Source organism: Pseudomonas sp. NY8896, from assembly GCF_039634505.1.
The window spans coordinates 2,883,240-2,908,518 of sequence record NZ_CP132350.1 but is presented as its reverse complement, the minus strand read 5'-3'; the positions used below and the strand labels follow the sequence as shown (position 1 = coordinate 2,908,518).

The 25,279-nt window shown below is 60.7% G+C and carries 27 protein-coding genes; 11 read left to right on the top strand and 16 right to left on the bottom strand.

Features of this window, described 5'->3' with window-relative positions; translation table 11 throughout:
• Positions 1-197: 197 nt before the first annotated feature.
• From Q9451_RS13080 to Q9451_RS13055, 6 genes are all read right to left on the bottom strand, one after another.
• Positions 198-671, bottom strand: a complete 474-nt coding sequence (locus tag Q9451_RS13080; RefSeq protein ID WP_054903677.1) for a Rha family transcriptional regulator — start codon at positions 669-671, stop codon at positions 198-200.
• Positions 672-908: 237 nt separating this feature from the next.
• Entirely contained in the window at positions 909-1,910 is a 1,002-nt protein-coding gene (locus tag Q9451_RS13075; protein ID WP_060482673.1) for a hypothetical protein, read from the bottom strand.
• A 55-nt stretch (positions 1,911-1,965) separates the two neighbouring features.
• Positions 1,966-2,367, bottom strand: a complete 402-nt coding sequence (locus tag Q9451_RS13070; RefSeq protein ID WP_054903696.1) for a hypothetical protein — start codon at positions 2,365-2,367, stop codon at positions 1,966-1,968.
• Positions 2,368-3,132: 765 nt separating this feature from the next.
• The gene (locus tag Q9451_RS13065; RefSeq protein ID WP_054903457.1) at positions 3,133-3,768 is read right to left on the bottom strand and encodes a hypothetical protein; all 636 of its coding nucleotides are present in this window, start codon (positions 3,766-3,768) and stop codon (positions 3,133-3,135) included.
• A gap of 97 nt (positions 3,769-3,865) precedes the next feature.
• Positions 3,866-4,303: a hypothetical protein gene (locus Q9451_RS13060; protein ID WP_135192339.1), complete on the bottom strand. Its 438-nt coding sequence runs from the start codon at positions 4,301-4,303 to the stop codon at positions 3,866-3,868.
• Positions 4,304-4,508: 205 nt separating this feature from the next.
• Positions 4,509-5,789 carry a tyrosine-type recombinase/integrase gene (locus tag Q9451_RS13055; protein ID WP_054903458.1) on the bottom strand — a complete coding sequence of 427 codons (1,281 nt, stop codon included), beginning with the start codon at positions 5,787-5,789 and terminating at the stop codon, positions 4,509-4,511.
• Positions 5,790-6,223: 434 nt separating this feature from the next.
• On the opposite strand from Q9451_RS13055, the gene Q9451_RS13050 reads away from it, so the two are divergent.
• The 4 genes from Q9451_RS13050 (at position 6,224) to Q9451_RS13035 (ending at position 9,364) form a co-directional block, all read left to right on the top strand.
• A complete protein-coding gene (locus Q9451_RS13050) occupies positions 6,224-6,934 on the top strand; it encodes a histidine phosphatase family protein (RefSeq protein WP_012273164.1) in 711 nt (236 codons plus the stop codon).
• Positions 6,935-6,990: 56 nt separating this feature from the next.
• The gene (locus Q9451_RS13045) at positions 6,991-7,308 is read left to right on the top strand and encodes an SCP2 sterol-binding domain-containing protein (RefSeq protein WP_012273165.1); all 318 of its coding nucleotides are present in this window, start codon (positions 6,991-6,993) and stop codon (positions 7,306-7,308) included.
• Positions 7,309-7,493: 185 nt separating this feature from the next.
• The gene (locus Q9451_RS13040) at positions 7,494-8,561 is read left to right on the top strand and encodes a phosphotransferase family protein (RefSeq protein WP_012273166.1); all 1,068 of its coding nucleotides are present in this window, start codon (positions 7,494-7,496) and stop codon (positions 8,559-8,561) included.
• A 35-nt stretch (positions 8,562-8,596) separates the two neighbouring features.
• Entirely contained in the window at positions 8,597-9,364 is a 768-nt protein-coding gene (locus Q9451_RS13035; protein WP_012273167.1) for an SDR family oxidoreductase, read from the top strand.
• Here the strand turns inward: Q9451_RS13035 and Q9451_RS13030 are convergent, their stop codons facing one another.
• The 3 genes from Q9451_RS13030 to Q9451_RS13020 all read right to left on the bottom strand — a co-directional run bounded on the left by Q9451_RS13030 (position 9,365) and on the right by Q9451_RS13020 (position 11,881).
• Entirely contained in the window at positions 9,365-10,186 is an 822-nt protein-coding gene (locus Q9451_RS13030; protein ID WP_012273168.1) for a class I SAM-dependent methyltransferase, read from the bottom strand. It abuts the gene before it with no gap.
• Between the two features lie 111 nt (positions 10,187-10,297).
• Positions 10,298-10,648 carry a hypothetical protein gene (locus tag Q9451_RS13025; RefSeq protein WP_012273169.1) on the bottom strand — a complete coding sequence of 117 codons (351 nt, stop codon included), beginning with the start codon at positions 10,646-10,648 and terminating at the stop codon, positions 10,298-10,300.
• 72 nt (positions 10,649-10,720) lie between these two features.
• On the bottom strand, positions 10,721-11,881 hold the full coding sequence (locus tag Q9451_RS13020) for a diguanylate cyclase (protein WP_012273170.1): 1,161 nt from the start codon (positions 11,879-11,881) through the stop codon (positions 10,721-10,723).
• Positions 11,882-12,102: 221 nt separating this feature from the next.
• Between Q9451_RS13020 and Q9451_RS13015 the strand changes: the two genes are divergently transcribed.
• From Q9451_RS13015 to Q9451_RS13000, 4 genes are all read left to right on the top strand, one after another.
• Positions 12,103-12,297 carry a hypothetical protein gene (locus Q9451_RS13015; protein WP_041166544.1) on the top strand — a complete coding sequence of 65 codons (195 nt, stop codon included), beginning with the start codon at positions 12,103-12,105 and terminating at the stop codon, positions 12,295-12,297.
• A 73-nt stretch (positions 12,298-12,370) separates the two neighbouring features.
• Positions 12,371-12,763, top strand: a complete 393-nt coding sequence (locus Q9451_RS13010; protein WP_012273171.1) for a glycine zipper domain-containing protein — start codon at positions 12,371-12,373, stop codon at positions 12,761-12,763.
• A gap of 126 nt (positions 12,764-12,889) precedes the next feature.
• A complete protein-coding gene (locus tag Q9451_RS13005; protein ID WP_012273172.1) occupies positions 12,890-14,719 on the top strand; it encodes an SLC13 family permease in 1,830 nt (609 codons plus the stop codon).
• A 137-nt stretch (positions 14,720-14,856) separates the two neighbouring features.
• On the top strand, positions 14,857-16,281 hold the full coding sequence (locus Q9451_RS13000; RefSeq protein ID WP_041166545.1) for a GGDEF domain-containing protein: 1,425 nt from the start codon (positions 14,857-14,859) through the stop codon (positions 16,279-16,281).
• 1 nt (position 16,282) lies between these two features.
• On the opposite strand, the gene Q9451_RS12995 is transcribed toward Q9451_RS13000, so the two are convergent.
• Positions 16,283-17,044 (bottom strand): TSUP family transporter, encoded by a 762-nt coding sequence (locus tag Q9451_RS12995; RefSeq protein ID WP_012273174.1) that lies wholly within the window; start codon positions 17,042-17,044, stop codon positions 16,283-16,285.
• 98 nt (positions 17,045-17,142) lie between these two features.
• On the opposite strand from Q9451_RS12995, the gene Q9451_RS12990 reads away from it, so the two are divergent.
• Entirely contained in the window at positions 17,143-18,048 is a 906-nt protein-coding gene (locus Q9451_RS12990; RefSeq protein WP_012273175.1) for a LysR family transcriptional regulator, read from the top strand.
• 130 nt (positions 18,049-18,178) lie between these two features.
• On the opposite strand, the gene Q9451_RS12985 is transcribed toward Q9451_RS12990, so the two are convergent.
• Both Q9451_RS12985 and Q9451_RS12980 read right to left on the bottom strand, forming a co-directional pair.
• Positions 18,179-18,373 carry a hypothetical protein gene (locus Q9451_RS12985; RefSeq protein WP_012273176.1) on the bottom strand — a complete coding sequence of 65 codons (195 nt, stop codon included), beginning with the start codon at positions 18,371-18,373 and terminating at the stop codon, positions 18,179-18,181.
• Between the two features lie 368 nt (positions 18,374-18,741).
• The gene (locus Q9451_RS12980; RefSeq protein ID WP_012273177.1) at positions 18,742-19,098 is read right to left on the bottom strand and encodes an SH3 domain-containing protein; all 357 of its coding nucleotides are present in this window, start codon (positions 19,096-19,098) and stop codon (positions 18,742-18,744) included.
• Between the two features lie 205 nt (positions 19,099-19,303).
• Between Q9451_RS12980 and Q9451_RS12975 the strand changes: the two genes are divergently transcribed.
• Complete coding sequence (locus Q9451_RS12975; protein ID WP_012273178.1) at positions 19,304-20,344, top strand: alpha/beta hydrolase; 1,041 nt, start codon at positions 19,304-19,306, stop codon at positions 20,342-20,344.
• A 292-nt stretch (positions 20,345-20,636) separates the two neighbouring features.
• Positions 20,637-20,822 (top strand): hypothetical protein, encoded by a 186-nt coding sequence (locus tag Q9451_RS12970; protein WP_012273179.1) that lies wholly within the window; start codon positions 20,637-20,639, stop codon positions 20,820-20,822.
• Positions 20,823-20,905: 83 nt separating this feature from the next.
• On the opposite strand, the gene Q9451_RS12965 is transcribed toward Q9451_RS12970, so the two are convergent.
• The 4 genes from Q9451_RS12965 to Q9451_RS12950 all read right to left on the bottom strand — a co-directional run bounded on the left by Q9451_RS12965 (position 20,906) and on the right by Q9451_RS12950 (position 25,268).
• Complete coding sequence (locus Q9451_RS12965) at positions 20,906-22,198, bottom strand: OprD family porin (protein WP_012273180.1); 1,293 nt, start codon at positions 22,196-22,198, stop codon at positions 20,906-20,908.
• Between the two features lie 139 nt (positions 22,199-22,337).
• The gene (locus tag Q9451_RS12960) at positions 22,338-23,651 is read right to left on the bottom strand and encodes an MFS transporter (RefSeq protein ID WP_012273181.1); all 1,314 of its coding nucleotides are present in this window, start codon (positions 23,649-23,651) and stop codon (positions 22,338-22,340) included.
• Between the two features lie 208 nt (positions 23,652-23,859).
• The gene (locus tag Q9451_RS12955) at positions 23,860-24,501 is read right to left on the bottom strand and encodes an N-carbamoylsarcosine amidohydrolase (protein WP_012273182.1); all 642 of its coding nucleotides are present in this window, start codon (positions 24,499-24,501) and stop codon (positions 23,860-23,862) included.
• A gap of 14 nt (positions 24,502-24,515) precedes the next feature.
• Positions 24,516-25,268, bottom strand: coding sequence for an Asp/Glu racemase (locus Q9451_RS12950; protein WP_012273183.1), 753 nt, complete (start codon positions 25,266-25,268; stop codon positions 24,516-24,518).
• Positions 25,269-25,279: the final 11 nt, after the last annotated feature.

Here is a 25,279-nt window from a genome sequence, read left to right as displayed (position 1 = left end):
TAGAAGCGCCTGATTGAAGCAAGGCATAGCATAGCGCCGCATGTGGTGTCAGAGACTCGACAGGCACCTTAGTGACTACCCGTTTGCCCTTGTAGGTGTAGCACAGTGTGACACTCATCGCGGGACCTTTTTGTGGGCAACTTAGCTATTGAGCATAGCCCGTCACGCTTCGTTTGAGGAAGTATCAATCAACGACCTCAGCGGGCCTTGAGACGCCTTGCAGCGGCCTTGATGTCCCTCATTGCGATTCGATAGTTGTCCTTCTCTCGTTCGAGCAGGTGAACCACAGCAGCCTGTATCGACACACGTTCAAACCCTGAGCCTTCCAGTTCAAGCCAGCGCTTGACGATCATGTTGGACAGCTTGAAGGAATACCGGGAGAGCAGCGTAAAGGTCAGCTCTTTGTCGAGAATGGTCAGCGGTAATAACTTGCTTTGACTGGACTGGTAGCTGGCCTCGACCCATTGAGGTGCCCCCAGATTTGGGGTCTCCCTTTCCAGCTCGTTGAGCATCTTTCGGATGTCTCTGAGTACATGGTCATGGCGCTTACCGGTGATCTCAGCGATCTCCAAGGACGACATACCGGGTAAGCCGTTGAGAGTCGTTGAGGATACCGCTCCGGCCTTGGAGATGTTCTCGAAGATGGTCGCTGTATTGGTGGTCATGGTCATAGTCTGTTTTCCTCTTGTTTGCTCCCTCAAGTTCGCTCCCACCGGCAGCCGAAAGACCCGACCAAGGTTTCTGCCGGTGGCATGAAGGAACAAACAGAAAGACTTTCGGTTAGATAGATGCCCAGCGACGGGCGATGATGCGGATAGGTGAAGCTGTGCCCCTGCCGGTCCCTCTTTAGGTCCGGCCTTACGGGGCTATCAGGGTTTCCCTTAGATCAGCTCAGGGTTTCCCTTAGATCAGCTCAGGGCAATGCGAGTGACCAGCGGGAACGGCACTTGAACGGTCTGAAGACGATCCTCGGTCAGAGCTACCTTGACCATGCCATTGGCGATGATGTCCACCACAGCCACGATCTCAAGGTCCCAGCCTTGGGCGTTTGGGTTGCGAGTCGCTTCAATCTTCCAGATGCTACCGTCTTGGCGCTCACGGTAGCTCAGCGAGGTGAAAAGCTTGGGCAACATGAAGACGCCGTGGTCAGTGCCTGTATACGGCTGTACGCCTGCGCCAATGAGGTCCTCGATAGAGTCCTGACCAGCACGTTGAGCAGCACGCTCAAGAACAGCCACCAGTGACACGGGCAGCAGGATCACGAAGTCGCTCAGCGAGGTCCCTACAGTCTGGTTAACGTGGGTCGTGAGGATGTCGATGAGGTCCTCAGCGATCTCAGCAGGCTTACCCGTTGGTTTGGCCTCAGAGACGCTCTCAGTGCTTGGGGCAGTCGCCAAGATGGCAGCGACCTTACCGGCTGCGCTGTGCTCAATGTCACGAAGCATCTTGTCAGCGGTTTGCTCCATAGACTGGACGGTGAAGCCTGCCATCAGGTTGTGGTCAAAGATCGTAGCTCGGTGGCTGATGACCAATGCCTTGTCGGTCGCCTCGGTGAAGATCACAGAACCGGCCAGGACCTCGCCCTTCTCGACGGTCTGGTTATCCCAGTTCTTACGAGGGTCGAAGGTGACAGAGCGGTCGGCCATGGTGATGATTTGTTGCCCAGTGGCCTCAGAGCCAGCCGGACGGAACTCGCAAGGGGTTGCCTCCATGGCAGCCTCTCGCCACTCATCGCCGTTCAAATAGTCCTCAGCGGCTTCCACAAGGGCTTCCACATAGACGGACACATCGGTGGCCGCTTGGGTCTCTGGACGGACATCGGCAGTGTTGAATCGAATCGACCCTGTGTGCTCATCGACAATGGCAGTGGAGTAGGTCGAGGGTTTGGTGTACTGGAATGGCTTAGTCATGGTTGTTGTCTCCTGAATAGATGAATGAAGTGGTTGTGTGTCGAGGGAAGTGCTGTTACCAGCCACCGCTATTGCTACGACGAGCAGCCAGAATTTTCTGACCATGCTCACGAATGGCAGCGTTTCGGGCTTCCCGATCAGCCTTCGCTTGGGCGATCTCTCGGGGCGTATGCTCACGGCACCGCTCAGCATGGGCATTGGCCTCAGCCTGTTTACGGGCCTTCTCTTGGGCGTCCTCGTACTGATGCTGGCGGTACTCTCGGGCAACTACAGGAATCGCTTGGAGCGACAGACCGGCCTCATCGAACGCCTTAACGATCTCGAATTGCTGGCCCTTAACGGTCCCGCATTGGGCGACCAGCATGGGCAGCATGATGTTCTCGACGTACTCACGGTTCAGGGTCTGGCCCGACACGGTGACTTCGTTCTTCAGGACTTTCGTGATAGTGATTTTCATGGTTTGGGTTCTCCTGTGAGGTGACCCATTCGCTCAGCCTTGGTGCCATAGACGCGCACGACAAGACGGCAAGGAGTGAGCCGCGTGGGCACCTTCCAAGGCTGACGAATGAGTTCTTGATTTGAGTGGTGTTGATGACGGATCAGGACATGGCGGGCCTGAAGGGCATCGGTATTGCGAAGGGTTCAACCGTGGCAACGGCTGTGCAGCAATGGCAGAGAGAAATTATTTTGTTGTTGGTCTTCCTGTCTTACCCATAGTGAGGGTTTTTAACGACAGTCTTGACGGACATCTTTAAGTTGTGAGTGAGATTCCCTCAGAGCCACTCAATGGAATCCTCAAGTGAGTCGAGGCGATGGCTTGAAGACACAACCCTTGTTCAAGTAGTTGATTCAAACGGTCGAGAGTCTTTTGGGGGCACTTAGCGAGGACCCGTTGGGCCACACCGTCCATATCGAAGGTGACCTGTCCAGCCTTGTAGGTCCTGAAGTTGGAGCGATGGTCACTAAGGGCACGACGCAACTCGATGAGCTGGGTTCGAGCTGGTCGAGGGAATACAGTAGACAAGACTGACATATCTTGTTCGGTGAGGCGTGAGTTAGCTGGGCAGACAATGCTGGTCATGTTGGAAGGTCTCCTTTGAGGTGTTCTTAAAGATGCCCTTTGAGATGAGGGGAGTTGTAATTAACAACCCCTCTCCCTCTGGGTCTGGTCGATGCTTTGACCTGAAGATGGTCGTTGAGATTTTCTTTATATTATCCGGCGTTAAGTCGCTAAGCCCCGGAATAGAGCCTCTGCGCCTACCTCAGCCACAATCTCAGCCTTGATGTCTGGGTGTCTCTCGACATACGAAGCGATCCCATGGGCAGCGTGTCGAGCAGCCTTGGCGATTCGCTGGGCGGTCCTCAAGGAATACTCATTGGTCTTACAGGCGTCCGCTGTGATCTCCGAAAGGAACAACGCACCGATGACCGCTCGTGCCTTGACGTTGATCTTTCCGTTGGTGACTCCGGCACTGGTGATGATTGACCCGGTAATGATGTCGTCTACCCATGGCAGCGGATCGGGAATCGCAAGGAGGTGCATGTAGGCTGCGACAGGGTTAGCGAAGGTGGCCTTTGGGCGTCCACGGCCTCGCTTGGGTTCATCGCTTGGGGTCTCTTGGGGTTGCCCTTGGGTGCCGTTGGTCAGGCCCTTGGCGGCTTTCTGTTGGTCCTCAGAGAGGGACTCATCGGCACGACGCTCAGCGGCCCATGCCTGATACTGGGCTTCGAGGTTTGCGGGTCGTACCATGTCCTTGCGGCGGATGACCTCGCCAGTGATTGGGTCAATGTGAAGGATGGTGCCGGTTTCGTGATCGACGTGGCGGTGTAATGGTCCGGGTTGGGTGAGCAGGGTCATGATAGTGGTCCTCATATGGCCGCTGCGAACGTGCAGCCATAGTGAGGGTTTTTACGACACCTACTTACGAAACAGCTTTAAGCTCAAGCCTTGCGCTTCAGCTCTTTTTTAAGCGAGTCACACAATTAACCCAAGAATTATTAAACACCTTGGTATACTCCGCCACTGCAACATCTTGATCTGGACTGTACTCAAACGATGGTGGCTGACCTTGCTGAATGTTGGCGTTTCTAATTAGATTCCTGAGGTAGGCATGATAATGCGGATTAGCTTGCATCGCGTTAGCTGTTTCAATTGACGTGCACTCACATACTGAAGACGGGCTAATCCTCAAATGATTTAATGCATCACTTTTCGCAGAGTCGTTCTGTATAGTGATAAAGCAGAAGTTAGAGCTTGTCTTTTTAGTTAGCCCATACAACTCATCTTCAACCTGCCCCCCCAACGCCACCACAGGGAGCACCAGGATTGCCGCACAAACTATTTCCCTTGCATTCATTGATCGACCTACAATTCTTAAGTTTTCTTTCAACATGGGCGCGAAGCATCTTAAGAAAAACCTTTTGAGGCGCTTTCACTTCCCTGTACAAGCAGCTTACCTATTAGTCTGGCTTGATGGCAATTTGATTTTAACGGATATCTAAACGGAACGCCTCCACAAGCACTTCAAGGAGAGCCGCTTAGGAGCCCTCTGTAATCCGGCATTTAGGTCTTTGTGGTGCTCCCTGAGACGCGCCCCGTTATCGAATCATCCCCAGCGCCTCGACCATAAGGCCCCTCGAAGCAGCCGCATTGCCCCCGTAGACATCGAATGCAAGTGACCCAGAGCTGTGCCCCAAGATGGCCTGGACGATCCCCACAGACACGCCAGCGGCCTTCAGATCGGACGCCATAGAGTGCCTCAACGAGTGGAACGACAGCCCTCCCCCGGTCTTAGTGCCCAGCAGGTCTCGGATCATCTGATTGGTGAGTTGATCGAAGCCACTCTTGGACTGAGTGAACAACCGCCCTTGGGTCTGCGAGAGTTTCTCAAGGTGGTCCTCTGGGATTCCCAGCAGTGGCACTGTGCGACGACTGAATGAGTTCTTGAGGGTCTTCCCGTCCTTGTCGTTGATGTCCATGACCCAGTGACCGCCATCCTCATAGATGTCACTGCCGGTGAGCTGGTGAATCTCTCCAATGCGTGCCCCGGTGGCAACCCCAAGGGCAATGACAGATGCTTTCCAGTCGTTCCCAAGGTTGCCCATTGCCCAGTCATGGAGAGCCTTTAGGTGGTCCCCAGTGAAGGCTGTGCGGTCGCTATCCGCCCCTTTGGTGATAGTCAGCTTCTTGGAGTAGTCACGCTCAATGAGACCCGTAGCCACAGCCCAGCCAATGACAGTGGAGGCATGGGTCATGACCTTGTTAACAGAGGATGGCTTACGACCATCAGCCAAGAGAGCATCACGAAGGCCCACAAAGGTTGCCCTTGTGTGCTTGGACATATCGGTGTCCCTGAGGTGCGCAACGATGGTGCTGGTGCTGCTCTTCCAGTTCTTCAAGGTATTGGCCGACTTGTCCCCGCCACGCTCAGCCTTGAAGGCTTCGTAGAGGGACTGGAATGTGGTCGTAGAGCTGTCCGTGGAGAGCGACTTACAGATAGGGACAGGGACAGGCACAGGCTCACGACTATCGACATCTCCTACTTGATTAACACTGCCTATAGGTCCCTTCAGGTCCCCATTGAGCAGCTCGACCAGCTCTCTCAGGTCTCCGCTGTGCCGCCCTTGAGCAGCCTCCAGAACCCTCTGAGCCATCAGAACGGCCTGCGCTTGGGCTAACCTCATGGGCATCGTCTCGGCTATCTGAGCGAGGTTCTCGGAGACCTCAGACAGGACCAGCCCATAGGCTTCGCCTTGTGGGTTGCCCAAGGCTTCCTCAGCGATGTCCCGAAGGTTATCCCGTAGTTCCCCCCAAGATGCCTCTGGGTTGTCGAGGTGGAACGCTTTGAGGGTCTGAAGCAGGTGCTTGGCAGTTGTCATGGCAGCAGGTCGATTGGTGGTCTTGAGCGAGATCGTGCAGGAGGTGTGGCAGCCCTTGAGGCGAACTCGAAGGTGATAGCGCCCAGAGGCTCTACGGTAGACGTAGGGCACTGCGATTTGTGACACGTTGGGACGATTTGTGACACTGGATTCAGCGGTAAGGATGGACATTTTGGGTGGAAGCCCCGTGCTGCTTGGCTTTACCCGAGATCAAGGACAGTTGGCAAGAAACTCCACGTTGACTCCTTGAATGCCTGCGCCAATGCGGCGCGTAACTGTTGCAAGCATACCGTTGCGTCTGTAGTGCTGCCAGCCGGTGTAAACGCTGGCAACATCTTTCAAACAACCTTTTCAAACGCTTGTATGTTTTTTCGTTGACAGCCTGAGTGCCGCATCCTAACCTCGCAGCAACCTCCAACAGGCCGGAACCTTTCGTGGGCAACCTCTACCTGATCCGACATGGCCAAGCCTCCTTCGGTGCCGATGACTACGACGTCCTCTCGCCCGTGGGCGTGCGCCAAAGCCAGGCCCTGGGTGAACACCTGGCCCAGTTGGGTATACGGCTGGATCGCTGCGTAGCAGGCGACCTGCGCCGCCAACAGGATACCGCCCGCCTGGCGCTGCAGGCACTGCACGCCAATGGTTGCCCAGTGCCGGCTGTTGAGACCGACGCCGCATTCAATGAGTTCGATGCCGACGGCGTGATCCGTGCCCTATTGCCCGCACTGTTGCCGGACGAGCCTAATGCCTTGCAGGTACTGCGCAATGCCGCGCAGCACCGCAGCGAGTTCCAGCGCCTGTTCGCGCTGATGGTCCAGCGCTGGCACGATGGCGAACATGTCGACGATGGCCTGGAAACCTGGCAGGCGTTCACCGCCCGCGTTCAAGGTGGCCTGCAACGCGTACTGGATGCCGCCGGCAGCGGCGACAATATCGCCATCTTCACCTCGGGCGGTACCATTGCCGCCCTGCTCCACCTGGTTACCCGTATCACCCCCAGTCAGGCGTTCACGCTGAACTGGCAGATCATCAACACGTCGCTCAGCCAGTTGAAGTTTCGCGGCCGCGACGTGGCACTGGCTTCCTTCAACAGCCAGGCCCATGTGCAGCTGTTGAAGGCGCCGGAGCTTGTCACTTACCGATAAGCCCGGCTTGTTGTGTCCCTGCGGGGACGTGTAAATCACTCTATAAGGAATGCGCCATGACCTCCGTAGCTGATGCCGTTAAGAAGATGCAAGAGAAGTTCAACCCAGCCGCTGCCGCCGGCCTGGACCTGGTGTTCGGCTTCGACATCACCGACGAAGGCAAGAAATACGCGCTGATCGTCAAAGACGGCACCTGCGACCTGCAGGAAGGCGAAAACCCGGATGCCAACTGCACCCTGGTGATGGACAGCGAAACCCTGAAAGGTATCGTCAGCGGCGAAACCGACGGCATGCAGGCCTTCATGGGCGGCAAGCTGCGCGTTGAAGGCGACATGATGCTGTCGATGAAGCTCAGCGAGCTGTTCCCGTCCTGAAGGCTGGGCAAACCGGATGATCGAAAAACCGAAGCCTGACCGGCTTCGGTTTTTTTTTGCCCTGCATTCGATGCAGTGATCCACCAGCAACACCCTCATCTATATGGCAACTGGCATGCTTGTTCCAGCCTCGGCAGGCCATTAGATTAGCCAATAGTCCTTGCGATCGAAAATAAGGAAAACGCATGACGCTCACCGACCAGTCCACCCAGGTACGCCCCGGCGAAGAACTCGACGCGGCCGTCATCGCCCCTTATCTGAAGGCCAACATCCCTGGCCTGGACGGCTTGCCGAGCATCAGCCAGTTCCCTGGCGGCGCCTCCAACCTTACCTACCTTGTCAGCTACCCAGGCCGCGACTTCGTGCTGCGACGACCACCGTTCGGCCAGAAAGCCAAGTCGGCGCACGACATGGGGCGCGAGTTCCGTATCCTCAACCAACTGAACAGCGGCTTCCCCTACTGCCCCAAGGCCTATGTGCACTGCACCGACAGCAGCCTGATCGGCGGCGAGTTCTATGTGATGGAGCGGGTCAAGGGCATCATCCTGCGCTCGGACATCCCGGCCGAACTGAACCTCGACCCCAGCCGTACCGAAGCCCTGTGCAAAAGCTTCATCGACCGCCTGGTCGAGCTGCACCAGGTGGACTACAACGCCTGCGGCCTGGCAGACCTCGGTAAACCGGAAGGCTATGTGCAGCGTCAGATCGAGGGCTGGACCAGCCGCTATGAAAAGGCCCTGACCCCGGATGCGCCGCGCTGGGAAAAGGTCACCGCCTGGCTACAGGAAAAAATGCCCGCCGATCACCCGCGCCCCGGCATCGTGCACAACGACTACCGTTTCGACAACGTGATCCTCGACGCCGACAACCCCATGCGCATCATCGGCGTGCTGGACTGGGAAATGGCCACCCTGGGCGACCCGCTGATGGACCTGGGCAACAGCCTGGCCTATTGGATCGAAGCCGACGACCCAGCGCCGGTGCAACTGATGCGCCGCCAGCCAAGCAACGCGCCGGGCATGCTCAGCCGCCGCCAGTTCGTCGACTACTACGCCGAGCGCGCCGGTATCCGCCTGGACAACTTCGATTACTACTATTGCTATGGCCTGTTCCGCCTGGCGGGCATCGTCCAGCAAATCTACTACCGCTTTTACCACGGCCAGACCCAGGACAAACGTTTCGCCCAGTTCATCCACATGAACCGCTTGCTGGAGCAAATGTCCCTGCAGGTCATCGCCAAGTCCAGCCTCTGAGCACCGCCACGACGACGGATAACAAGGAAAACAGCATGTCCAAAACCCACCTGTTCGACCTCGACGGCAAGATTGCTTTTGTTTCCGGCGCCAGCCGAGGCATCGGCGAGGCCATCGCCCACTTGCTGGCGCAGCAAGGGGCCCACGTGATCGTTTCCAGTCGCAAGCTCGACGGTTGCCAACAGGTGGCCGACGCCATCATCGCCGCCGGCGGCAAGGCCACGGCAGTGGCCTGCCACATTGGTGAACTGGAGCAGATCCAGCAGGTGTTCGCCGGCATTCGCGAACAGTTCGGGCGCCTGGACGTGCTGGTCAACAACGCCGCCACCAACCCGCAGTTCTGTAACGTGCTGGACACCGACCCAGGAGCGTTCCAGAAGACCGTGGACGTGAACATCCGTGGTTACTTCTTCATGTCGGTGGAGGCCGGCAAGCTGATGCGCGAGAACGGCGGCGGCAGCATCATCAACGTGGCGTCGATCAACGGGGTTTCGCCTGGGCTTTTCCAGGGTATCTATTCGGTGACCAAGGCGGCAGTCATCAACATGACCAAGGTGTTCGCCAAAGAATGCGCGCCGTTCGGCATTCGCTGCAACGCCCTGCTGCCTGGCCTGACCGATACCAAGTTCGCTTCGGCACTGGTGAAGAACGACGCCATCCTCAATGCCGCCTTGCAGCAGATCCCGCTCAAGCGCGTGGCCGACCCCAAGGAAATGGCCGGCGCAGTGCTGTACTTGGCCAGCGATGCCTCCAGCTACACCACCGGTACCGCGCTCAATGTCGACGGTGGCTTCCTGTCCTGATCAAGCCTTTACCGCCACCAGGGTGTAGCTCAGGGGCAGGCGTGCGGGCTGCTCGCGCAGGCGATACTCACCGTCGTCGCCCTTGACCATCTGCCCTGGCAGCGCCTCCCAGGGGATGCTCTGGTGCTCGACCAACGCAGTCAGCTGCAGGCCGTGGGCCAGCAAGGCAGTGATCACCTCACCCAAGCCGTGGTTCCATTCGTGGGTTTCGGTGTGGGCCAGGCGTTGCTCGGTTTCGACGTAGGTCTGGTCGTTGTGCCACACCGTCGGCGCTTCGTGCTCGAAGTACGGGTATTCCAGCTGCAGTCGGTCCTGGTGGTCTTCGTTGACAGCCATCAACATTGGGTGCCCATCGCGCAAGAACAGCCGCCCGCCCGGTTTGAGCAGGGCTGCGACGGTGCGTGCCCATGGCTCGATGCGGGGCAGCCAGCAGAGCGCGCCAATGCCGGTATAGACCAGGTCGAAAGTACCTGCCGGCAGTACCTGGTCGGCGGCATAGACGTCGGATTCGACATAGTCGATGGGCACCGCGCAACGCCCGGCCAATGCCCGCGCCTCGGCCAGCGAAGCCGCGGAGTAATCCAGGCCGCAAACCTTGGCACCAAGGCGCGCCAGCGAGAGCGTGTCGGTGCCGATGTGGCACTGCAAGTGGACAGCGTCGAGCCCCTCGATATCGCCGAGCAATGGCAGGTCGAAGCGCACGGTTTCAGACAGGTGCCCAGGTTGCTGGACCAGGCGTTCGACTTCGTAGTCCTTCGACGCGGCGTGCAGCGGGGCACGTTCGTCCCAGCTGACGCGGTTGAGTTGCAGTGAACGGTCCATGGTGTCTTCCTTGAGTGGTAGCGGCTCATGCTAGCCGTCACCTGCACCTCCAGGACACCACTGCCTTGCTAAAAATTGTAAAAGTCGTTCTCGCAGAATCGGTTCAAGCCGTTACAAACAGGTCGCCGCAGCCGCCCGCCGCTGCAATGCCACCCCGTCGTTCTTCTGCGCGTAGTAATCCACCGTCGCCCCACCCGCCTGCGGGTAAACGTCCACGAACGCCTCGGCCTCACGGGTATACACAGTGAACCCACCCTGCTTGCGCGGCTCCAGGTAGCCACTGGCGTCGTCACCGAACACCTTCTCTTCCTGCCAGCTGAACTGGATGCACTGGGCAACCAACTCTGGCGCCTTGTGCGAGTCGAGCTGCGCCATCGGCTTGCCGCCGCGTGCCGTCTCCATGGTCGCAGAAGCACAACCGACCAGCATCAGCGCCGCGGCCATCGGCAGAATCGCACGCATGTTCCATCCTCAAGGTAAAAAAGAAGGCGACTCTAGCATTGCCGGGTAGCGCGCGTGAACGGTTGCGTACAGTCAACTCGCCTCGACCAATGCCGCCATGTGCACCGTGTTGCGCCCAGCGGCCTTGGCCTGGTACAGCGCCGCATCGGCCTGGGCCAGCAAGCTGGCAGTACTGTCCCCTGGGCACGGCACGCCGCACCACAGGCCTACGCTGAAACGCAGTTCGATCTGGTCACCGGCAAAACGCGCCGGGCTGCGCGCAATGGCCTCGCGCAGCCCTTGCAGGGCGGCCATTGCACCGGTGCGGTCGGTGCCGGGCAACAGCAACAGAAACTCTTCGCCGCCGTAACGACCAAGGCTGTCACCCTGGCGCAGGCGCTGCTGCAACTGGCGCACGCAGTGGCATAACACCTCATCGCCAGCCAGATGCCCATACAGGTCATTGATGCGTTTGAAATGGTCAATGTCGATCATCGCCACCGCCAGACTGCCCTGCTGATCGCGTGCACGGTCCAGTTCGACGCCGAAGCGTTCGAGGATCGCCCGGCGATTGTAGGTACCGGTCAGCACATCACGCAGAGCGAGGTGCTGCAGGCGCGATTCGCTACGCTCCTTGGCCAGGAGCACCAAGCCGATCGAGTACATCATCACCGTGGCGGTGCCGATGGCCACAGAAATGCTCTGTTTGAGGTTGCTGGTGTCATAGCGCATTTCCACCGCCGTGCCATTGGCCACCGCCACCACACGCATACCCAGGCCCACCAGGCTGATCAACGCGCCAATCTCCAGCAACAGATGGGCCCTGCCCGGCCGCTCGGCATAACGCCACGCCCAATACAAGATCATCGCGCACTGCAGCATCAGCACCAGGGTCGCCAGCAGCATGCGCGGTTCCAGCGTATCGAGCAGCAGCATCAGCCCCACCAGCATGCAGGCCGGTATGACGAAGATGACACGCCAGGGCACTACCTGCTCACGCACCCGGAACAAGCTGGCCGTGTAGAACGCCAGGGCCAGCGACAGCAGGCTGTTGCCCACGCCATAGCTGAGCCACAAAGGGGCTTGGGCATAGACGGTGTAGCAGACATAAGCCAAGGCATGCACCAGCAGCCCGCAGCCAGTCAGCATCAGGTTGTCGCGGCGGTTGCTGCGCCCGACCAGCAGCAAGCAGAAGGCCAGGATGGTTGCCACCAGGGCAACGGCGGCGAACAACGTGGGGGTGTGGGCGATCATCGTGATTCACCGTGTGGCAGGTTGCCGTCTTGACTGCGGCTTACCCCACAGTTTAGAAGGGCATTGGCCGCTCGGCCATGACCGAACGGGACAGAACAGCAACCCGCAAGCACGCCGCTCATCGCTGTCAGCACAATTTTTTAACCGCCCGGGAAACCAAATGGAGCGATCCCAGTCTCAGGAGGTGTCCCATAAACCTATGCGGATCAAGGACCTATATCGTGAGCACCCGTCTTGCAAGCCTTTCGCTGGTTGCCGTTGTCCTGCTGACCGCAGGTTGCCACAGCCATCGCTACCACGACGATGACGATGGCTGGCGTGACCGCGACCGTGACCATCGCCACCACCATCGGCATGACCGCGACGATGACGATGATGACAATCGGCAATACCGCGGTGACCGCTACTACCGCTGAAGCGTCTTTTCAGCCCTGACCCGCCGCCCGTTGCGCGGCAACTTATCCTGATGATTCCTTTGAGGTTCGTATCATGCGTCTGACTCTGCCTTCCCTTGCCCTCGGCCTGCTGCTGTGCCAGGGCGCTTTCGCCGGTGACGGTACTGCCGCCATTGGCGGCGGCCTGGGTGGTGTCCTGGGCAACGTTGTTGGTCAACAGCTTGGCGGCAAGACTGGCGCGGCCATTGGCGCCGGCGTTGGCGGCGCGGCCGGCAGTGCTGTCGGTGCACGCAAGGGCAACCGCACCGAAGCTGCCATCGGCGGTGGCCTGGGTTCGGCTGGCGGCTCGCTGCTGGGCGGTGCAGTAGGCGGCAAGACCGGTTCGACCGTAGGTGCCGGCCTGGGCGGCGCCGCCGGTGGTGCCCTTGGCAACCATCTGGGCGACGAAAACCGCGGCAGCAAGAAGCACCACCGCCACCGTCACTGATTACGTGAATGAAGGGCCGCATAGCGGCCCTTTTGGTTGCAGCACATCAACACCTCCTTCACGACACGCTGGCACACTGGCTGCTACTGTCTATCGTGCCTCCGTGTGAAGGAACACCCCCTCCCCATGAACCAAGAGCTACTCTGGGTCCTCGGCCTGCTGGCCATCGTCATTTTCCTCTTCGTCATCAACCGCCCACGCATGGACGTGGTCGCGCTGCTGGTGATTCTTGCCCTGCCGCTGCTTGGCATCCTCACCGTGGAACAGGCCTTGGCCGGTTTCAGCGACCCCAACGTGGTGCTGATCGCGGCCCTGTTCGTGATCGGTGAAGGCCTGGTGCGCACCGGCATTGCCTACCGCATCGGCGAATGGATGAGCGAGCGGGCCGGCAACAGCGAAGCGCGCCTGTTGGTGCTGCTGATGGTGGCCGTGGCCGGGCTCGGGTCGATGATGAGTTCTACCGGTGTGGTAGCCATTTTCATCCCGGTGGTGCTGAGCATCGCCGCGCGCCTGCAGATTTCGCCCAGCCGCCTGATGATGCCACTGGCCTTTGCCGGCCTCATAAGCGGCATGCTCAGCCTGGTCGCCACACCGCCTAACGTGGTGGTACACAGCGAGCTGGTACGCAATGGCCAAGCAGGCTTCAGCTTCTTCAGCTTTACCCCGTTCGGCCTGGTGGTACTGGTGCTGGGCATTGGCTACATGCTGCTGACCCGGCACTGGCTCAACGGCGAGGTACGCAAGGACGGCCGGGTGGAAAGCCGCCGCACCCTGCTGGACCTGGTGCTGGACTACAAGCTCAACGGCCGTGAACGGCGCCTGCGCATCCGCCCCCATTCCCCCCTGATAGGGCACACCCTTGGCGAACTGGAGCTGCGCACCCGGCACGGCGCCAACGTGATTGGTATCGAACGCCAGCACAAGTTCACCACGCGGGTGATCGCTGCCGACTCCAGTACCGTGCTGCATCAGGGCGACGTGCTGCTGCTCGACCTGTTCGCCAACCGCGACGACCTGCGCAGCCTATGCCAGGCCATGCAACTGGAGCCGCTGCACTTCAAAGCTGCCTACTTCATCGACCAGTCCCAAGAGCTTGGCATGGCCGAGGTCTCGCTACCGCCGGGCTCGCAGCTGATCGGCAAGAGCATCCTCGAACTGGCGTTTCGCACCCGCTATGACCTCAACGTGGTCGGCCTGCGCCGTGAGCAGGCGGCCATCGAAGAGCAACTGGTGGAGGAAAAGCTGCGCCTGGGCGACACCTTGCTGGTGGTCGGCCCGTGGAAGGCTGTACGCCAGTTGCAAAGCAAGCCCAAAGACTTCCTGGTACTGAGCCTGCCCGCCGAAATCGACCTGGTCGCCCCCGCCCGCACCCGTGCGCCGCAGGCGTTGCTGAGCCTGGCGGTGATGGTCGGGCTGATGGTCAGCGGCGCGGTGCCCAATGTCATCGCCGCGCTGATCGGCTGCCTGTTGATGGGCGCGGGCCGTTGCATCGACATGAACAGCGCCTACCGGGCTATCCACTGGCAAAGCCTGGTGCTGATCGTCGGCATGCTGCCCTTTGCCCAGGCGCTACAGAAAACCGGCGGTATCGACCTGGCAGTGGGCGGGCTTGTCAGCGTACTGGGCGGTGCCGGCCCCAGCGCCATTCTTGCCTGCCTGTTCGCCGTCACGGCGGTGATCGGGTTGTTTATTTCCAACACCGCCACCGCAGTGCTGATGGCACCGGTGGCCGTCAGCACTGCAGCGCAGCTGGGCATGTCGCCCTACCCATTCGCGATGACCGTGGCATTGGCCGCGTCGGCGGCATTCATGACGCCTATTTCATCGCCGGTCAACACGCTGGTGCTGGGTCCGGGGCAATACCGCTTCGCCGACTTCGTCAAAATCGGCGTGCCGTTCACCATACTGGTAATGCTGGTAACCATCGTGATGGTGCCGTGGTTCTTCGGGCTTTGAGGATAGCGGCAGGGAGTGGCGGCAATTTGCCATTATCCCGACCGATCGCGGCAGATTGACATCAACTACCCTGACGAAACACACTGCGGGTTATTGCCCCAGGTGCTTCAAGGCGTTGTCCTGGATTTCGTTTCCGCTTGCCGGTCGAGTTCATGGTTTTTCCAGCCCAATCGCGCTTGATGCCTTATGTCTTTCTGCTTTGCCTGACCTTTGCCCTTACCCTGGGCGGCATCCTGGCACGCCCGATCGAATCGCTGTCGCTGTTCTGGCCGGTGAATGCGGTACTGGCCGGCGTACTGCTGCGCTACCCCCGCCAAGCCACGTTTACCGGCTTCAGCCTGGTGTGGCTGGCCATGGTCGGCGCCGACTTGCTGTGCGGCAGTGCCTGGGTGCCGGCCCTGTGGTTCAACTTGTGCAATCTTGGCGTGGTGGTCACCCTCTGGCAGTTGCTTTCTCGCTTGCCACGGCTGCATCGGCGCATGCGCACCCCACACGGCGTGCTCAGCGTGTTCGCCGCCTGCGCCGCCGCCGCCATGGTGGCAGCCAGCATGGCAGCGGTAATGGCTGCCCCCTGGTTCGAACAGTCGTTGCGTGCCACCTGGCTCGCCTGGTTCAGCGAACAATTCTCGACCAGCGTGCTGGTGCTGCCGGTAATGCTTACAGCGCCCTCGCTGCGTGCCCTGGTGCGTGGCGGTGCACAGCCCATCCGTCTGGCACCGTTGCTGGTGCTGTTGGCCTCGCTGGCGTTCAGCATCGCGTTTGGCGGGCCTGGGGCCATTGCCTTCCCGATTGCCGCGTTGCTGTGGTGTGCCTGGACCTATTCACCGTTCCTGGTTTCACTACTGACGCTCACGGCCGGGAGCACACTGATCGTAGCGGTGGCACAAAACCTCATGCACTTCAGCGTGCCGCAGAGCGAACCGGGGGTCACCACGCTGATGTCGGCTCGCCTTGGCATCGCCATGCTGGTGCTAGGGCCGCTGGTGGTGGCCTGCGTCAGCCAGGCCAACCGCAGCCTCATGGCCCGCCTGGCGCGCCAGGCCACCATCGATCACCTCACCGGCGTGCTCACCCGCAGCGCTTTCACCCGTCGTGCCAACGCGCTGCTCGACAGCCGCCAGCAGCACGCCCAGGCGCTCCCGCTGACCCTGATGATGCTGGACATCGACCATTTCAAGTCGGTCAACGATGCTCATGGCCATGCGGTCGGTGACCAGGTGCTGCGCCAGTTCGCCGGCACCCTGCAGGATCAGTTGCACAACGACGAACTGTTCGCGCGCCTGGGCGGTGAGGAATTCGCGGTCATCATCCCCGGCCTTGCGCCAGAGCGGGCCAAGTTCACCGCCGAACGCCTGCGCCGCGCCGTGCAGGACCTGCATGTAATGCAGGCCGACCAACGCTTGCAGATTACCGTGAGTATCGGCCTGGCTGGCTGCGATGCCGACATGCCAGCCCCTAGCCTGGACGAACTGCTGGCGAGTGCCGATCAGGCGCTGTACCGGGCCAAGGCCCACGGCCGCAACCGCGTCGAACAGGCCGAAGCACAGCGCCAGGTGGTCTGAACTAGCCGGCCAGCAAGTCCCACGACAGCTTGGCGATCAGCACACACAACAGCAGCAGGAACAGCCCGCGGACAAAGCCGGCACCCTTGCGTACGGCCAGCCAGGTACCGGTCAGCGCACCAAGGATGTTGCACACCGCCATCGGCAAGGCGATGGCATACAGCACGTTGCCCGTCGGTACGAAGAACACCAGCGCCGCCAGGTTGGTGGCAATGTTCACCACCTTGGCCGACGCCGAAGCGTGCAGGAAGTCCAGGGCAAAGAAGCGGATGAACAGGAAGATCAGGAAGCTACCGGTACCCGGGCCGAACAGGCCATCGTAAAAGCCGATCGCACCGCCGATCAGCACCGCCAGGCACTGCTCCTTGCGGCCGATCCGCGCAGGCTTGTGCAGGGTGCCGAAGTCCTTCTTGCAGAAGGTGTAGATGGCCATCAGCACGATCAGCACCAGCACAGCCGGGCGCATCACGCTGGAGGGCACCAGCGACACTGTGGCAGCTCCGGCGAACGACATGACAAAGGCGCTGAGTGCCGCCGGCACGATCAACCCCCAGTCCAGCGTCACCTTGCGGATGAACGAACGCGCCGCGAAGGCCGTGCCACATACCGACGCCAGCTTGTTGCTGCCGAGCAATGCCGCCGGTTGCGCGGTGGGCAGCACGTTGAACAACGCAGGGATCTGGATCAGCCCGCCGCCACCCACGGCGGCATCGATCAGCCCAGCGGCGAAGGCGAACACGCAAAGCACAGCAATATCCATCATGACGCGGTTCCAGGCAGTGAAGACGCCCGCAAGGCTAATCAAAGTGGTGCCGTTGTGTTGAAATGCCATATTGCAATAACTGCAACAAGGAGCAGGCAATGGCATTGGACATGTTGCGAGAAATCCAAGCGTTCGTCAGCGTGGCGCACAAACGCAGCTTCGTAGCCGCCGCCCGTGCACTGGGGCGCTCACCCAGTGCAGTTACGCGCGCGGTGCAAACCCTGGAAGACAATGCCGGCAGCAAGCTGCTCAACCGCAACGCCAACGCCGTGACCCTGACCGAAGCCGGCGAGCGCCTGTTGCCACACGCCGAACGCTTGCTGGATGTGCAACGCGATGCTGCCGATGAACTGGCCGCGCTAAGCGGCAGCGCCCAGGGCTGGATCCGCTTTGCCGTGCCACAACTGCTGGGGGAACATGTGCTGCCGCAGGTGCTTGCCGAGTTTTCCCGCTGTCACCCTCAAGTGACCCTGGACGTACAGTGCAGCGACGAAGCCCTCGACCCGCTGCAGGGCAAATTCGATTTCGTGGTGCGCGGTGCCTTCCCGCAATCGAGCGAACTGATCGGTTATCCGCTGTGGCCCTACCAGCGCCATTTGTATGCCAGCCCGGCGTACCTGGCCCTGGCCGGCACACCGCAGCATCCAGAGGACCTGGAGGGGCATACGCTGATCCTGCATACCGCGCCACGTATCCTCAAGGCCTGGCACTTCTGTCGCGACGGCCAGATCACCAGCCTGCGCCCCAGGCCCAGGCTGCGCCTGGGCTCGGGTCATGCGGTGTACCACAGCACCCTGGCCGGCGCCGGTATCGCTCGCCTGGCCGCCTGGGTCGGTGAGGCGCAGGTCAACGTCGGGCGCCTGGTGCGGGTGTGCCCGCATTACCGCCTGACGTCGAGCAGCGGCCAGGACCCACAGATGCATGCCGTGTACCCTGCTGGCGAGCTGCCGGCGCGGGTGCGTGACTTGCTGGCAGCCCTGCGCCGTGCAGGCATGGGCTGTTGAAACAGAGCCAAAAACGGCTGTTCAATTTCTGCTCAATTTAACAGAGCCCGCCGTGGGCCTGGCCTGCAGCACTTTATCCACAGACCTACCCACGTTTTTTGTGGACAGATTTCCCCGCACAAAGAAAGACTTATCGCTCAAGCAGCAATGCCGAATTGGCCAGCTTGACCAGCTCGATCCATTCCTGCGTGCTAACTACTCCGGCCTGCTCCAACGCCTCGGCATAGCGCAGAGCCTGGTCATAGCCCTGCTCATCAAGCGCGCCCTCGGCGAGAAAACGGCTACGCCACTCCAGCATGGCTGAAGTGCCTTTCTTGCATTCCATTAATGTATCGACTCCAAGGCAAAAAGACCGCCGAATGAGCGGCGGCGGGAGACTACACGAGCCTTTTGCACTTGAGAATGACTTGCACCTACCGCTGGTCCAGCCGTGCAACAAGAGGGGGAGTGGCCATTTGCCTAAAGATTGGGCCCGCCGTAAGAAGTAGACGGGCCGCGCAGGAGGAAAGCAGTTGAACTCAGCTTGGCGGAATGGTGCCAAGAATACCAATCAGAATGGTCAGTAGCAGAAAACCACCCAGGAACAGCGCCAGCTTGCCCATTGGAACCTCTACAGTTGTGATGCGGGGATGGGCATATTGTCGGGCCTGGGCTGATACGGTTACAGATTCAGGTTTGTGGAAAAAAAGCAGATCAGATGGAAACCCTCTGAAGCTTTTCTGCAGGCAGCCAGCCCAACTCGCCATTACCCTGGCGTCGGCACCAGACCCAGCCATTGAGCGGACGCACCATCTGCACCCGTTGCCCTGGGTCGACATCCAGCTCGTGCGCTGAATAATGGTCCAGCGCCCTACCCTGGCACACGCTGAGCCGCTCGATCAGCTGCGCCGGCACCCAGCCTGGCGCTTGGCCTGCGCAGGTGCACAGGTACCAGTCCTGCCAGCCTGGCTCGCCTTCGTAGCGCGGGCCGATGTCCAGCAAGGTGCCCTTGGCAAAGCGAATAGGCTGGGGGTACTCGCTGCGGTGGGGTTCGATGACTACGTAATGCATGGGCCTCTCCTTGGCCGGAAAACCATCGATCGTAGCAGAGGCGGAACATCCCGCCGCTGCACGGTACTTGTATCGTTATGTGTACAAATTGAGACCTGATACACAAGAACGTTTCCTGCAGGCTACTCGGACATATCGGCGATACAGGCGTCATCTTTACTGGCCCCATCACCTCGCACCGCTGGCTTTGCCAAGGAGACGCCCGATGCCCGCCCATCACTCGACCACCACCCCGCCACGCCGTTCCCGCCATACCCTGCTTGCCTGCGCCCTGTTGCCGCTTGGGCTGATGGCCGTGAACCTCGCCACCGCTGCACCCGCGCAGCCCGAGGCAGCAGTGGTGGCAGACAACTTCGGCCCGCTGAAACACATAAACGCTGGCGTGCTCGACGTGTCCTACGTGGAGCAAGGTCCAGCCGATGGCCCGGTAGTGATCCTGCTGCATGGCTGGCCCTATGACATTCACAGCTTTGAGCAAGTTGCACCTGACCTGGCGGCAAAAGGGTACCGAGTGTTGGTGCCCTACGTGCGCGGCTACGGCCAGACCCGCTTCCTGTCCGCGCAAACGCCACGCAATGCCCAGCCCACGGCGCTGGCCAGCGATGTCATTGCGTTCATGGATGCGCTGCATGTCCGGCGCGCTGTACTCGCCGGCTTCGACTGGGGTGCACGCACCGCCGATATCGTCGCGGCGCTGTGGCCCGAGCGGGTCAAAGCCCTGGTGTCAGTCAGTGGCTACCTGATCAGCAGCCAGGAGGCCGCCAAAGCCCCGCTGCCACCCAGCGCCGAGCTGCAGTGGTGGTACCAGTACTACTTCGCGACCCCACGCGGCCAGGCTGGCTATGAACAGAATCGGCATGCGTTCGCCAAACTGATCTGGCAAACCGCCTCGCCCAGCTGGGCCTTCGACGATGCCACCTTCGAGCGCAGCGCCAAGGCCCTGGACAACCCCGACCACGTGGCGATTACCGTGCACAACTATCGTTGGCGGCTGGGGCTGGCCCTGGGCGAAACACGCTATGACCCGCTGGAAGCCAAGCTGGCCACCTTCCCCAGCATCACGGTACCGACCATTACCTTGGAAGGCGACGCCAACGGCGCCCCGCACCCACCGGCCGAAGCGTATGCGCAGCGCTTTACCGGCAAGTACGAATATCGGCTGATAAGCGGTGGCATCGGCCACAACCTGCCGCAGGAAGCACCACAGGCGTTTGCCAAGGCGGTGGTCGATGCGGACCACATGTAGCCTGCGGACGGCAATTGCTACGTAAGGTTTCAAAGGCACGACAGACTCTGGGCTTGGCCAGGTTGAACGATCTATCCGTCGAAAGGCGATTGAGCCCAGCAAACACTGGACGTTGAGCCTGATTATGAAGACATGAGTTGAAACGCAGGCTGTAGGATCTTTTACCTGGCAGTGTAGGAAGTAATGTAGCAGCGGAATTTGCCTGTATGAAACATCAGTTTCTTCAGCAAATTCGAGCTGCTACGGTCCATTTTTCCTACAACGGCACGGACGCCTACAGCATGAGAAAAGCATGGACCCGTTCAACGCCTCGGCCCTGAAGCTACAGAAAAACTTGCTTAACCTGCGTGGTGAGCGCGATCGCCTGAGAAGTGAGGGCAAGGACAAGGAAGCAGACCTGCTCGCTGGGCCGATCGAGCGGCTGGAGGCTGCGGTTTCACAGTTACCGGCTTCATTGAAGCCCGTAACCTTGCAGTGATCGTCACCGCTCCTGCAAAGCATGCCGCAGACGCGCAGCGCGGCCTTGTGTCGCGAAAGGCCGCGCTGCACTGGCAATCGACTTCAGAACAGCTTGACCGTGTAACTGAGGATCAAGCGGTTCTCATCGATATCGGTGCGGTAATTGGAGCGCGCCATCACATTGCGCACGCGTATCCCCAGCCCAGCCAGCGGCCCGCTTTGCACCACATAGGCCAGGTCCAGATCGCGCTCGCGGTCACGCCCCTCGAAGCCCAGCCCGGTGTCCACGTCCCGCCCCTTCACATAGCGCAGGGTCGACGTCAGGCCCGGAACGCCTAAAGCGACAAAATTGTAGTCATGCCTCACCTGCCACGAGCGTTCACCCGGCGCCGAGAACTCATAGGTCGGCAGCGTATTGCCCATCGGGTTGGTGTTGGCACCCACCTGGATGAAACCATCATCGCCGCCGATCTGCTGGTAACCCAGGTAAAAGGTATGCCCACCGGTCTTGGCCGAGAACAGGCTGAACAACGCATGGTTGTCGTAATCGCCGGCAATCTTGCGCCCGTCCTCGCGGGCATCGAAATAGCCGGCATTGACCCCAAGCGTCCAGTCCCCCAGCGGCTCGGCGTGCTTGAAGCTGTAGAAGCGCTGCTGGTAGATATCCTCCAACTGCGCCTGCCACACCCCCACGCTGGTGCGGTTGTCGTTGAAGGCATAGTCGGCGCCCACGTAGTTGAAGCGGTCGCTGGTAAAACGCGCCAACCGCGCCGGGTTGATCGGGTCGTTGACCAGTGCGTACATCTTCTGGCTGTTGGACGAGTCGCGCAGGCTGGTGGAGCGGAACTGGCCAGCATTCAGGGTCAACCCCGCTATCTCGCGCGATTCCAGCATCGCGCCCTGATAGGTCGGCGGCAGCAGGCGCAAGTCGCTGAACAACAGCACAGGCAGGTTGGGCATCAACTCGCCCACCTTCAGCTCGGTCTGCGACACCTTGAACTTGATCGCCGCCCCCAAACGGCTGTATTCGTCCGCCGACTTGCCGCTGTCCAGGCTGGGCAGCAAACCGGACTTGGCATGCGCCGGGCTGCTGTCGAGCTTGAAGCCAAGCAGGCCAGTAACATCCACACCGACGCCAACGGTGCCCTGGGTGTAACCGGAGCTGGCATTGAGGATAAAGCCCTGTGCCCATTCCTGAGTACGCGACTGGGTGCTCGCGCCCTTGATATCGGCATAATCGCGGCTGAAAAAGTAATTGCGCGCTTGCAGTGTGGCGCGGGCACCTTCGATGAAACCGGCCTCTTCTGCCGAAGCCTCGGCACACAACGCTGCGGCAATACAACCGCCGGCAAGACGCGCAGACGAAGAAAAACGCGGTGCAGTGAAACCTTGCATGGGGCTACTCCTGGATTCGGGCAACAGCAACCCGGCGCGGTGGCCTGATAAGGCCACCGACGTGCGGGTTGCATCGAGAGAGGGCGGGCAGGCGGGCACCCGGCCCGCCTGCCCTGCCGTTGCGTGAAGCGCTGGGCCGCTAGCGGTTGACCAGCTTCGCCGGCAAGGCGATGACCAGGAAGCAGCTGAGGATCAGGCAGCCGGCAAACACCCACAGGGCAGCGTGCGAGGTACCGGTGAGGTCGGTGACCACGCCCATCAGTGAGTTGCTCACCAGGCCGGCGATGTTGGCCACCGAGCAGGCCAGGGCAAAGCCAGTGGCGGCAGCAGTGCCTTTGAGGAAGGTCGCCGGCAGGCTGAAGAACACCGGCACCGCGCCAATGATCGCTGCCGAGGCAATGGCGAACAACACCACGGTCATCACCAGGTTGTGGCTGAACATGGTGCTGCTGGCCATGGCGATTGCACCGATGATGAACGGCACGATGATGTGCCAGCGGCGTTCGCGATGGCGGTCGGAGCTGGCCCCGATCATCAGCATGCCGGCCAGTGCAGCCAGGCTCGGAATGGCTGTGAGCAGGCCGATATGGAAAGTGTCGCTGACGCCCGCATCACGGATGAAGGTCGGCATCCAGAAGCCCATGGCATAGGCACTGAGCAGGATCGAAAAGTCGATACCCCCGAGCATCCACACCTTCAGGTTGAAGAAGCCATCGCGGAAGCTGTGCTTGCTGTCCTTGCCCTCAGCATCATCAGCCGCCAGGTCCGCCGCCAATTGTGCCTTGTCGTCAACCGACAGCCACTTGGCCTGCTGGAAATGGTTAGGCAATGCCCAGAACGTGAGGATGCCAAGCAAAACGCTGGGGATCGCCTCCAGCAGGAACAGCCACTGCCAGCCGTGCAAACCGTGAACCTGGTCGAAATGCCCCATGATCCAGCCAGAAATCGGCCCGCCGATCACGCTCGACAAGGGCAGCCCGATCATGAACAAGGCAATGATGCGCCCGCGCCGGTAGGTGGGGTACCACATGGTCAGGTAGAACAGCACGCCGGGCAGGAAGCCGGCCTCGGCCGCACCCAGCAGGAAACGCAGGATATAGAACTGGGTGGTGCTGGTGACGAACATGGTGCACGCCGACAGCAGGCCCCAGGTGATCATGATGCGGGCGATCCACAGCTTGGCGCCAACGCGCTGCAGGATCAGGTTGCTCGGCACCTCGAAGATGATGTAGCCGACGAAGAACAGCCCGGCACCCAGGCCATAGGCCGCTGTGCTGAACTGCAAGTCTTCGAGCATCTGCAGCTTGGCGAAGCCGACGTTGATGCGGTCCAGATAAGCTGCGAGGTAGCAGAAGCACAGGAAGGGGATGAGCCTCCAGGTGATCTTGCTGTACAGCGCTTTCGTGCCATGGTCGATGTCACTGTGGACCGTGGTTGCATTCGCAATTGGCATTTCCTGTCTCCTGGCGGGCGACTTTGTGGTTGTTTTAAGGCCAGCAGTTTTCGACGCGCCGGGCACCCCGCGCACTATACGCGGCGTGCCTGGGCAACGCCTGAATACCCCGAGTGCTCCTGCGGGGCGACCGCCCGGACAGCAGGCGGTCATGGACGGGCTTCCCGCACCGTTCCTTGATTGTTATTGGCTCAGGGCTGCCCGGCGTTCAGCCGGCCAGTTGCCTGAGTTGCTGCATGGCATCCTGCCGGGTGACGACATCGCCGTACTTGCTGTCGATGTCGAACAGGTTGGCTTCGTGCGGGTCGTTGTGGCGGTCGCCGACACACTCGCGCACCACGATGGTTCGAAACCCGTGCTGCATGGCATCCACCGCACTGGCGCGGATACAGCCACTGGTCGAGCAGCCCGCCAGCACCACGGTATCCACCCCTTGCGCATGCAGCAGCGGGGCCAGGCTGGTGGCAAAGAAGGCACTGGCGTACTGCTTGCTCAGCACCACCTCCCCTGCCTGTGGCGCGACGGCCTGGCAGAAGGCGGCCAACGGGTTGCCTTCGACCATGTCCTTCATCACCGGTGCCTTGCGCACCCACACGCCGCCGTCAGCGAAATGCGGCGGCTGGTAGCGAATGTTGGTGTGCACCACCAAAGTGCCGCAGTCGCGGGCCAGCGCCAGCAGGCCGGCGGCCTGCTCGACCGCCGCAACCACGCCCGGCGCGTACAGCGGTGCGCCAGGGGTGGTATAGCCCTGCATGAAGTCGATCATCAACAGGGCCGGCTTGCGGCCAAAACCAATGCGTTGGCCCCACACCCCTTGGTAGTTGTCACGGGCGCTTTGTGCGTCGCTCATGTCCGTCTCCGATTTCAGTAGGCACCCGACAGCAGGGCACCGGCACCCGGCACGACCGGTTCCAGGTCGAGCGCCTTGAGCATGGCGTAAGTGGTGGCGATGGCGGCAGTGACCACCGGCTTGCCGGTTTGCGCCTCGACCTTGGCCACCGCCGGCAGCGATTGCATCTGCACGCAGGCCGACAACACCACCACATCGACGCCCTCAAGGTCCATGCCGGCGACGATGCCCGGCAGGTTGGCCGGGTCGTGGCGGGCCACGGCGAGGTTGTCGGGGATTTCCAGCGCGCGCCAGTCCTGCACCTCGAAGCCTTCCTCGCGGATGTAGTTCACCACCAGCTCGGTCAGCGGCTTCATGTACGGTGCGACGATGGCGATGCGCTTGGCCTTCATGACATGCAAGGCTTCGACCAACGCCCCGGCACTGGTGATGACCGGTGCCAGTGCGTCGTTATCGGCAGTGGCCTGCTGCAGGCGCTTTTCCGATTGGCGGTGATAGCCCAGGCCCATGGCCATGATCGCCACCAGGCAGGCGTAGCCCAGCACATCGACCTTGGCGTCGGACAGCTCGACGGCGCAGCGGTCGGACTCGGCGTCCATGGCGGCCAGCTCCTCCTTCTTCACCTGCTTCATGCGCATGCGGCTGGAATGGAAGGTGAAGCGTTCGGGGCGGATCGCCTGGCGCGCGTGGAGCATCGCCGGGATTTCGGTTTCCATGGTGGTGTTGGAGCTCGGCACGATCTGGCCGATGCGGTATAGCTTGGTCATGTCTCGTGCTC

Coding starts and splice junctions, on each gene's coding strand:
- Q9451_RS13075 (WP_060482673.1), bottom strand. CDS start 1,910: ATGACTAAGCCATTCCAGTACACCAAACCCTCGACCTACTCCACTGCC.
- Q9451_RS13060 (WP_135192339.1), bottom strand. CDS start 4,303: ATGTTGAAAGAAAACTTAAGAATTGTAGGTCGATCAATGAATGCAAGG.
- Q9451_RS13045 (WP_012273165.1), top strand. CDS start 6,991: ATGACCTCCGTAGCTGATGCCGTTAAGAAGATGCAAGAGAAGTTCAAC.
- Q9451_RS12990 (WP_012273175.1), top strand. CDS start 17,143: ATGGCATTGGACATGTTGCGAGAAATCCAAGCGTTCGTCAGCGTGGCG.
- Q9451_RS12960 (WP_012273181.1), bottom strand. CDS start 23,651: ATGCCAATTGCGAATGCAACCACGGTCCACAGTGACATCGACCATGGC.
- Q9451_RS12985 (WP_012273176.1), bottom strand. CDS start 18,373: ATGGAATGCAAGAAAGGCACTTCAGCCATGCTGGAGTGGCGTAGCCGT.
- Q9451_RS12975 (WP_012273178.1), top strand. CDS start 19,304: ATGCCCGCCCATCACTCGACCACCACCCCGCCACGCCGTTCCCGCCAT.
- Q9451_RS12965 (WP_012273180.1), bottom strand. CDS start 22,198: ATGCAAGGTTTCACTGCACCGCGTTTTTCTTCGTCTGCGCGTCTTGCC.
- Q9451_RS13035 (WP_012273167.1), top strand. CDS start 8,597: ATGTCCAAAACCCACCTGTTCGACCTCGACGGCAAGATTGCTTTTGTT.
- Q9451_RS12970 (WP_012273179.1), top strand. CDS start 20,637: ATGGACCCGTTCAACGCCTCGGCCCTGAAGCTACAGAAAAACTTGCTT.
- Q9451_RS13005 (WP_012273172.1), top strand. CDS start 12,890: ATGAACCAAGAGCTACTCTGGGTCCTCGGCCTGCTGGCCATCGTCATT.
- Q9451_RS13065 (WP_054903457.1), bottom strand. CDS start 3,768: ATGACCCTGCTCACCCAACCCGGACCATTACACCGCCACGTCGATCAC.
- Q9451_RS12980 (WP_012273177.1), bottom strand. CDS start 19,098: ATGCATTACGTAGTCATCGAACCCCACCGCAGCGAGTACCCCCAGCCT.
- Q9451_RS13040 (WP_012273166.1), top strand. CDS start 7,494: ATGACGCTCACCGACCAGTCCACCCAGGTACGCCCCGGCGAAGAACTC.
- Q9451_RS12955 (WP_012273182.1), bottom strand. CDS start 24,501: ATGAGCGACGCACAAAGCGCCCGTGACAACTACCAAGGGGTGTGGGGC.
- Q9451_RS12950 (WP_012273183.1), bottom strand. CDS start 25,268: ATGACCAAGCTATACCGCATCGGCCAGATCGTGCCGAGCTCCAACACC.
- Q9451_RS13055 (WP_054903458.1), bottom strand. CDS start 5,789: ATGACAACTGCCAAGCACCTGCTTCAGACCCTCAAAGCGTTCCACCTC.
- Q9451_RS13010 (WP_012273171.1), top strand. CDS start 12,371: ATGCGTCTGACTCTGCCTTCCCTTGCCCTCGGCCTGCTGCTGTGCCAG.
- Q9451_RS12995 (WP_012273174.1), bottom strand. CDS start 17,044: ATGATGGATATTGCTGTGCTTTGCGTGTTCGCCTTCGCCGCTGGGCTG.
- Q9451_RS13030 (WP_012273168.1), bottom strand. CDS start 10,186: ATGGACCGTTCACTGCAACTCAACCGCGTCAGCTGGGACGAACGTGCC.
- Q9451_RS13025 (WP_012273169.1), bottom strand. CDS start 10,648: ATGCGTGCGATTCTGCCGATGGCCGCGGCGCTGATGCTGGTCGGTTGT.
- Q9451_RS13070 (WP_054903696.1), bottom strand. CDS start 2,367: ATGAAAATCACTATCACGAAAGTCCTGAAGAACGAAGTCACCGTGTCG.
- Q9451_RS13080 (WP_054903677.1), bottom strand. CDS start 671: ATGACCATGACCACCAATACAGCGACCATCTTCGAGAACATCTCCAAG.
- Q9451_RS13020 (WP_012273170.1), bottom strand. CDS start 11,881: ATGATCGCCCACACCCCCACGTTGTTCGCCGCCGTTGCCCTGGTGGCA.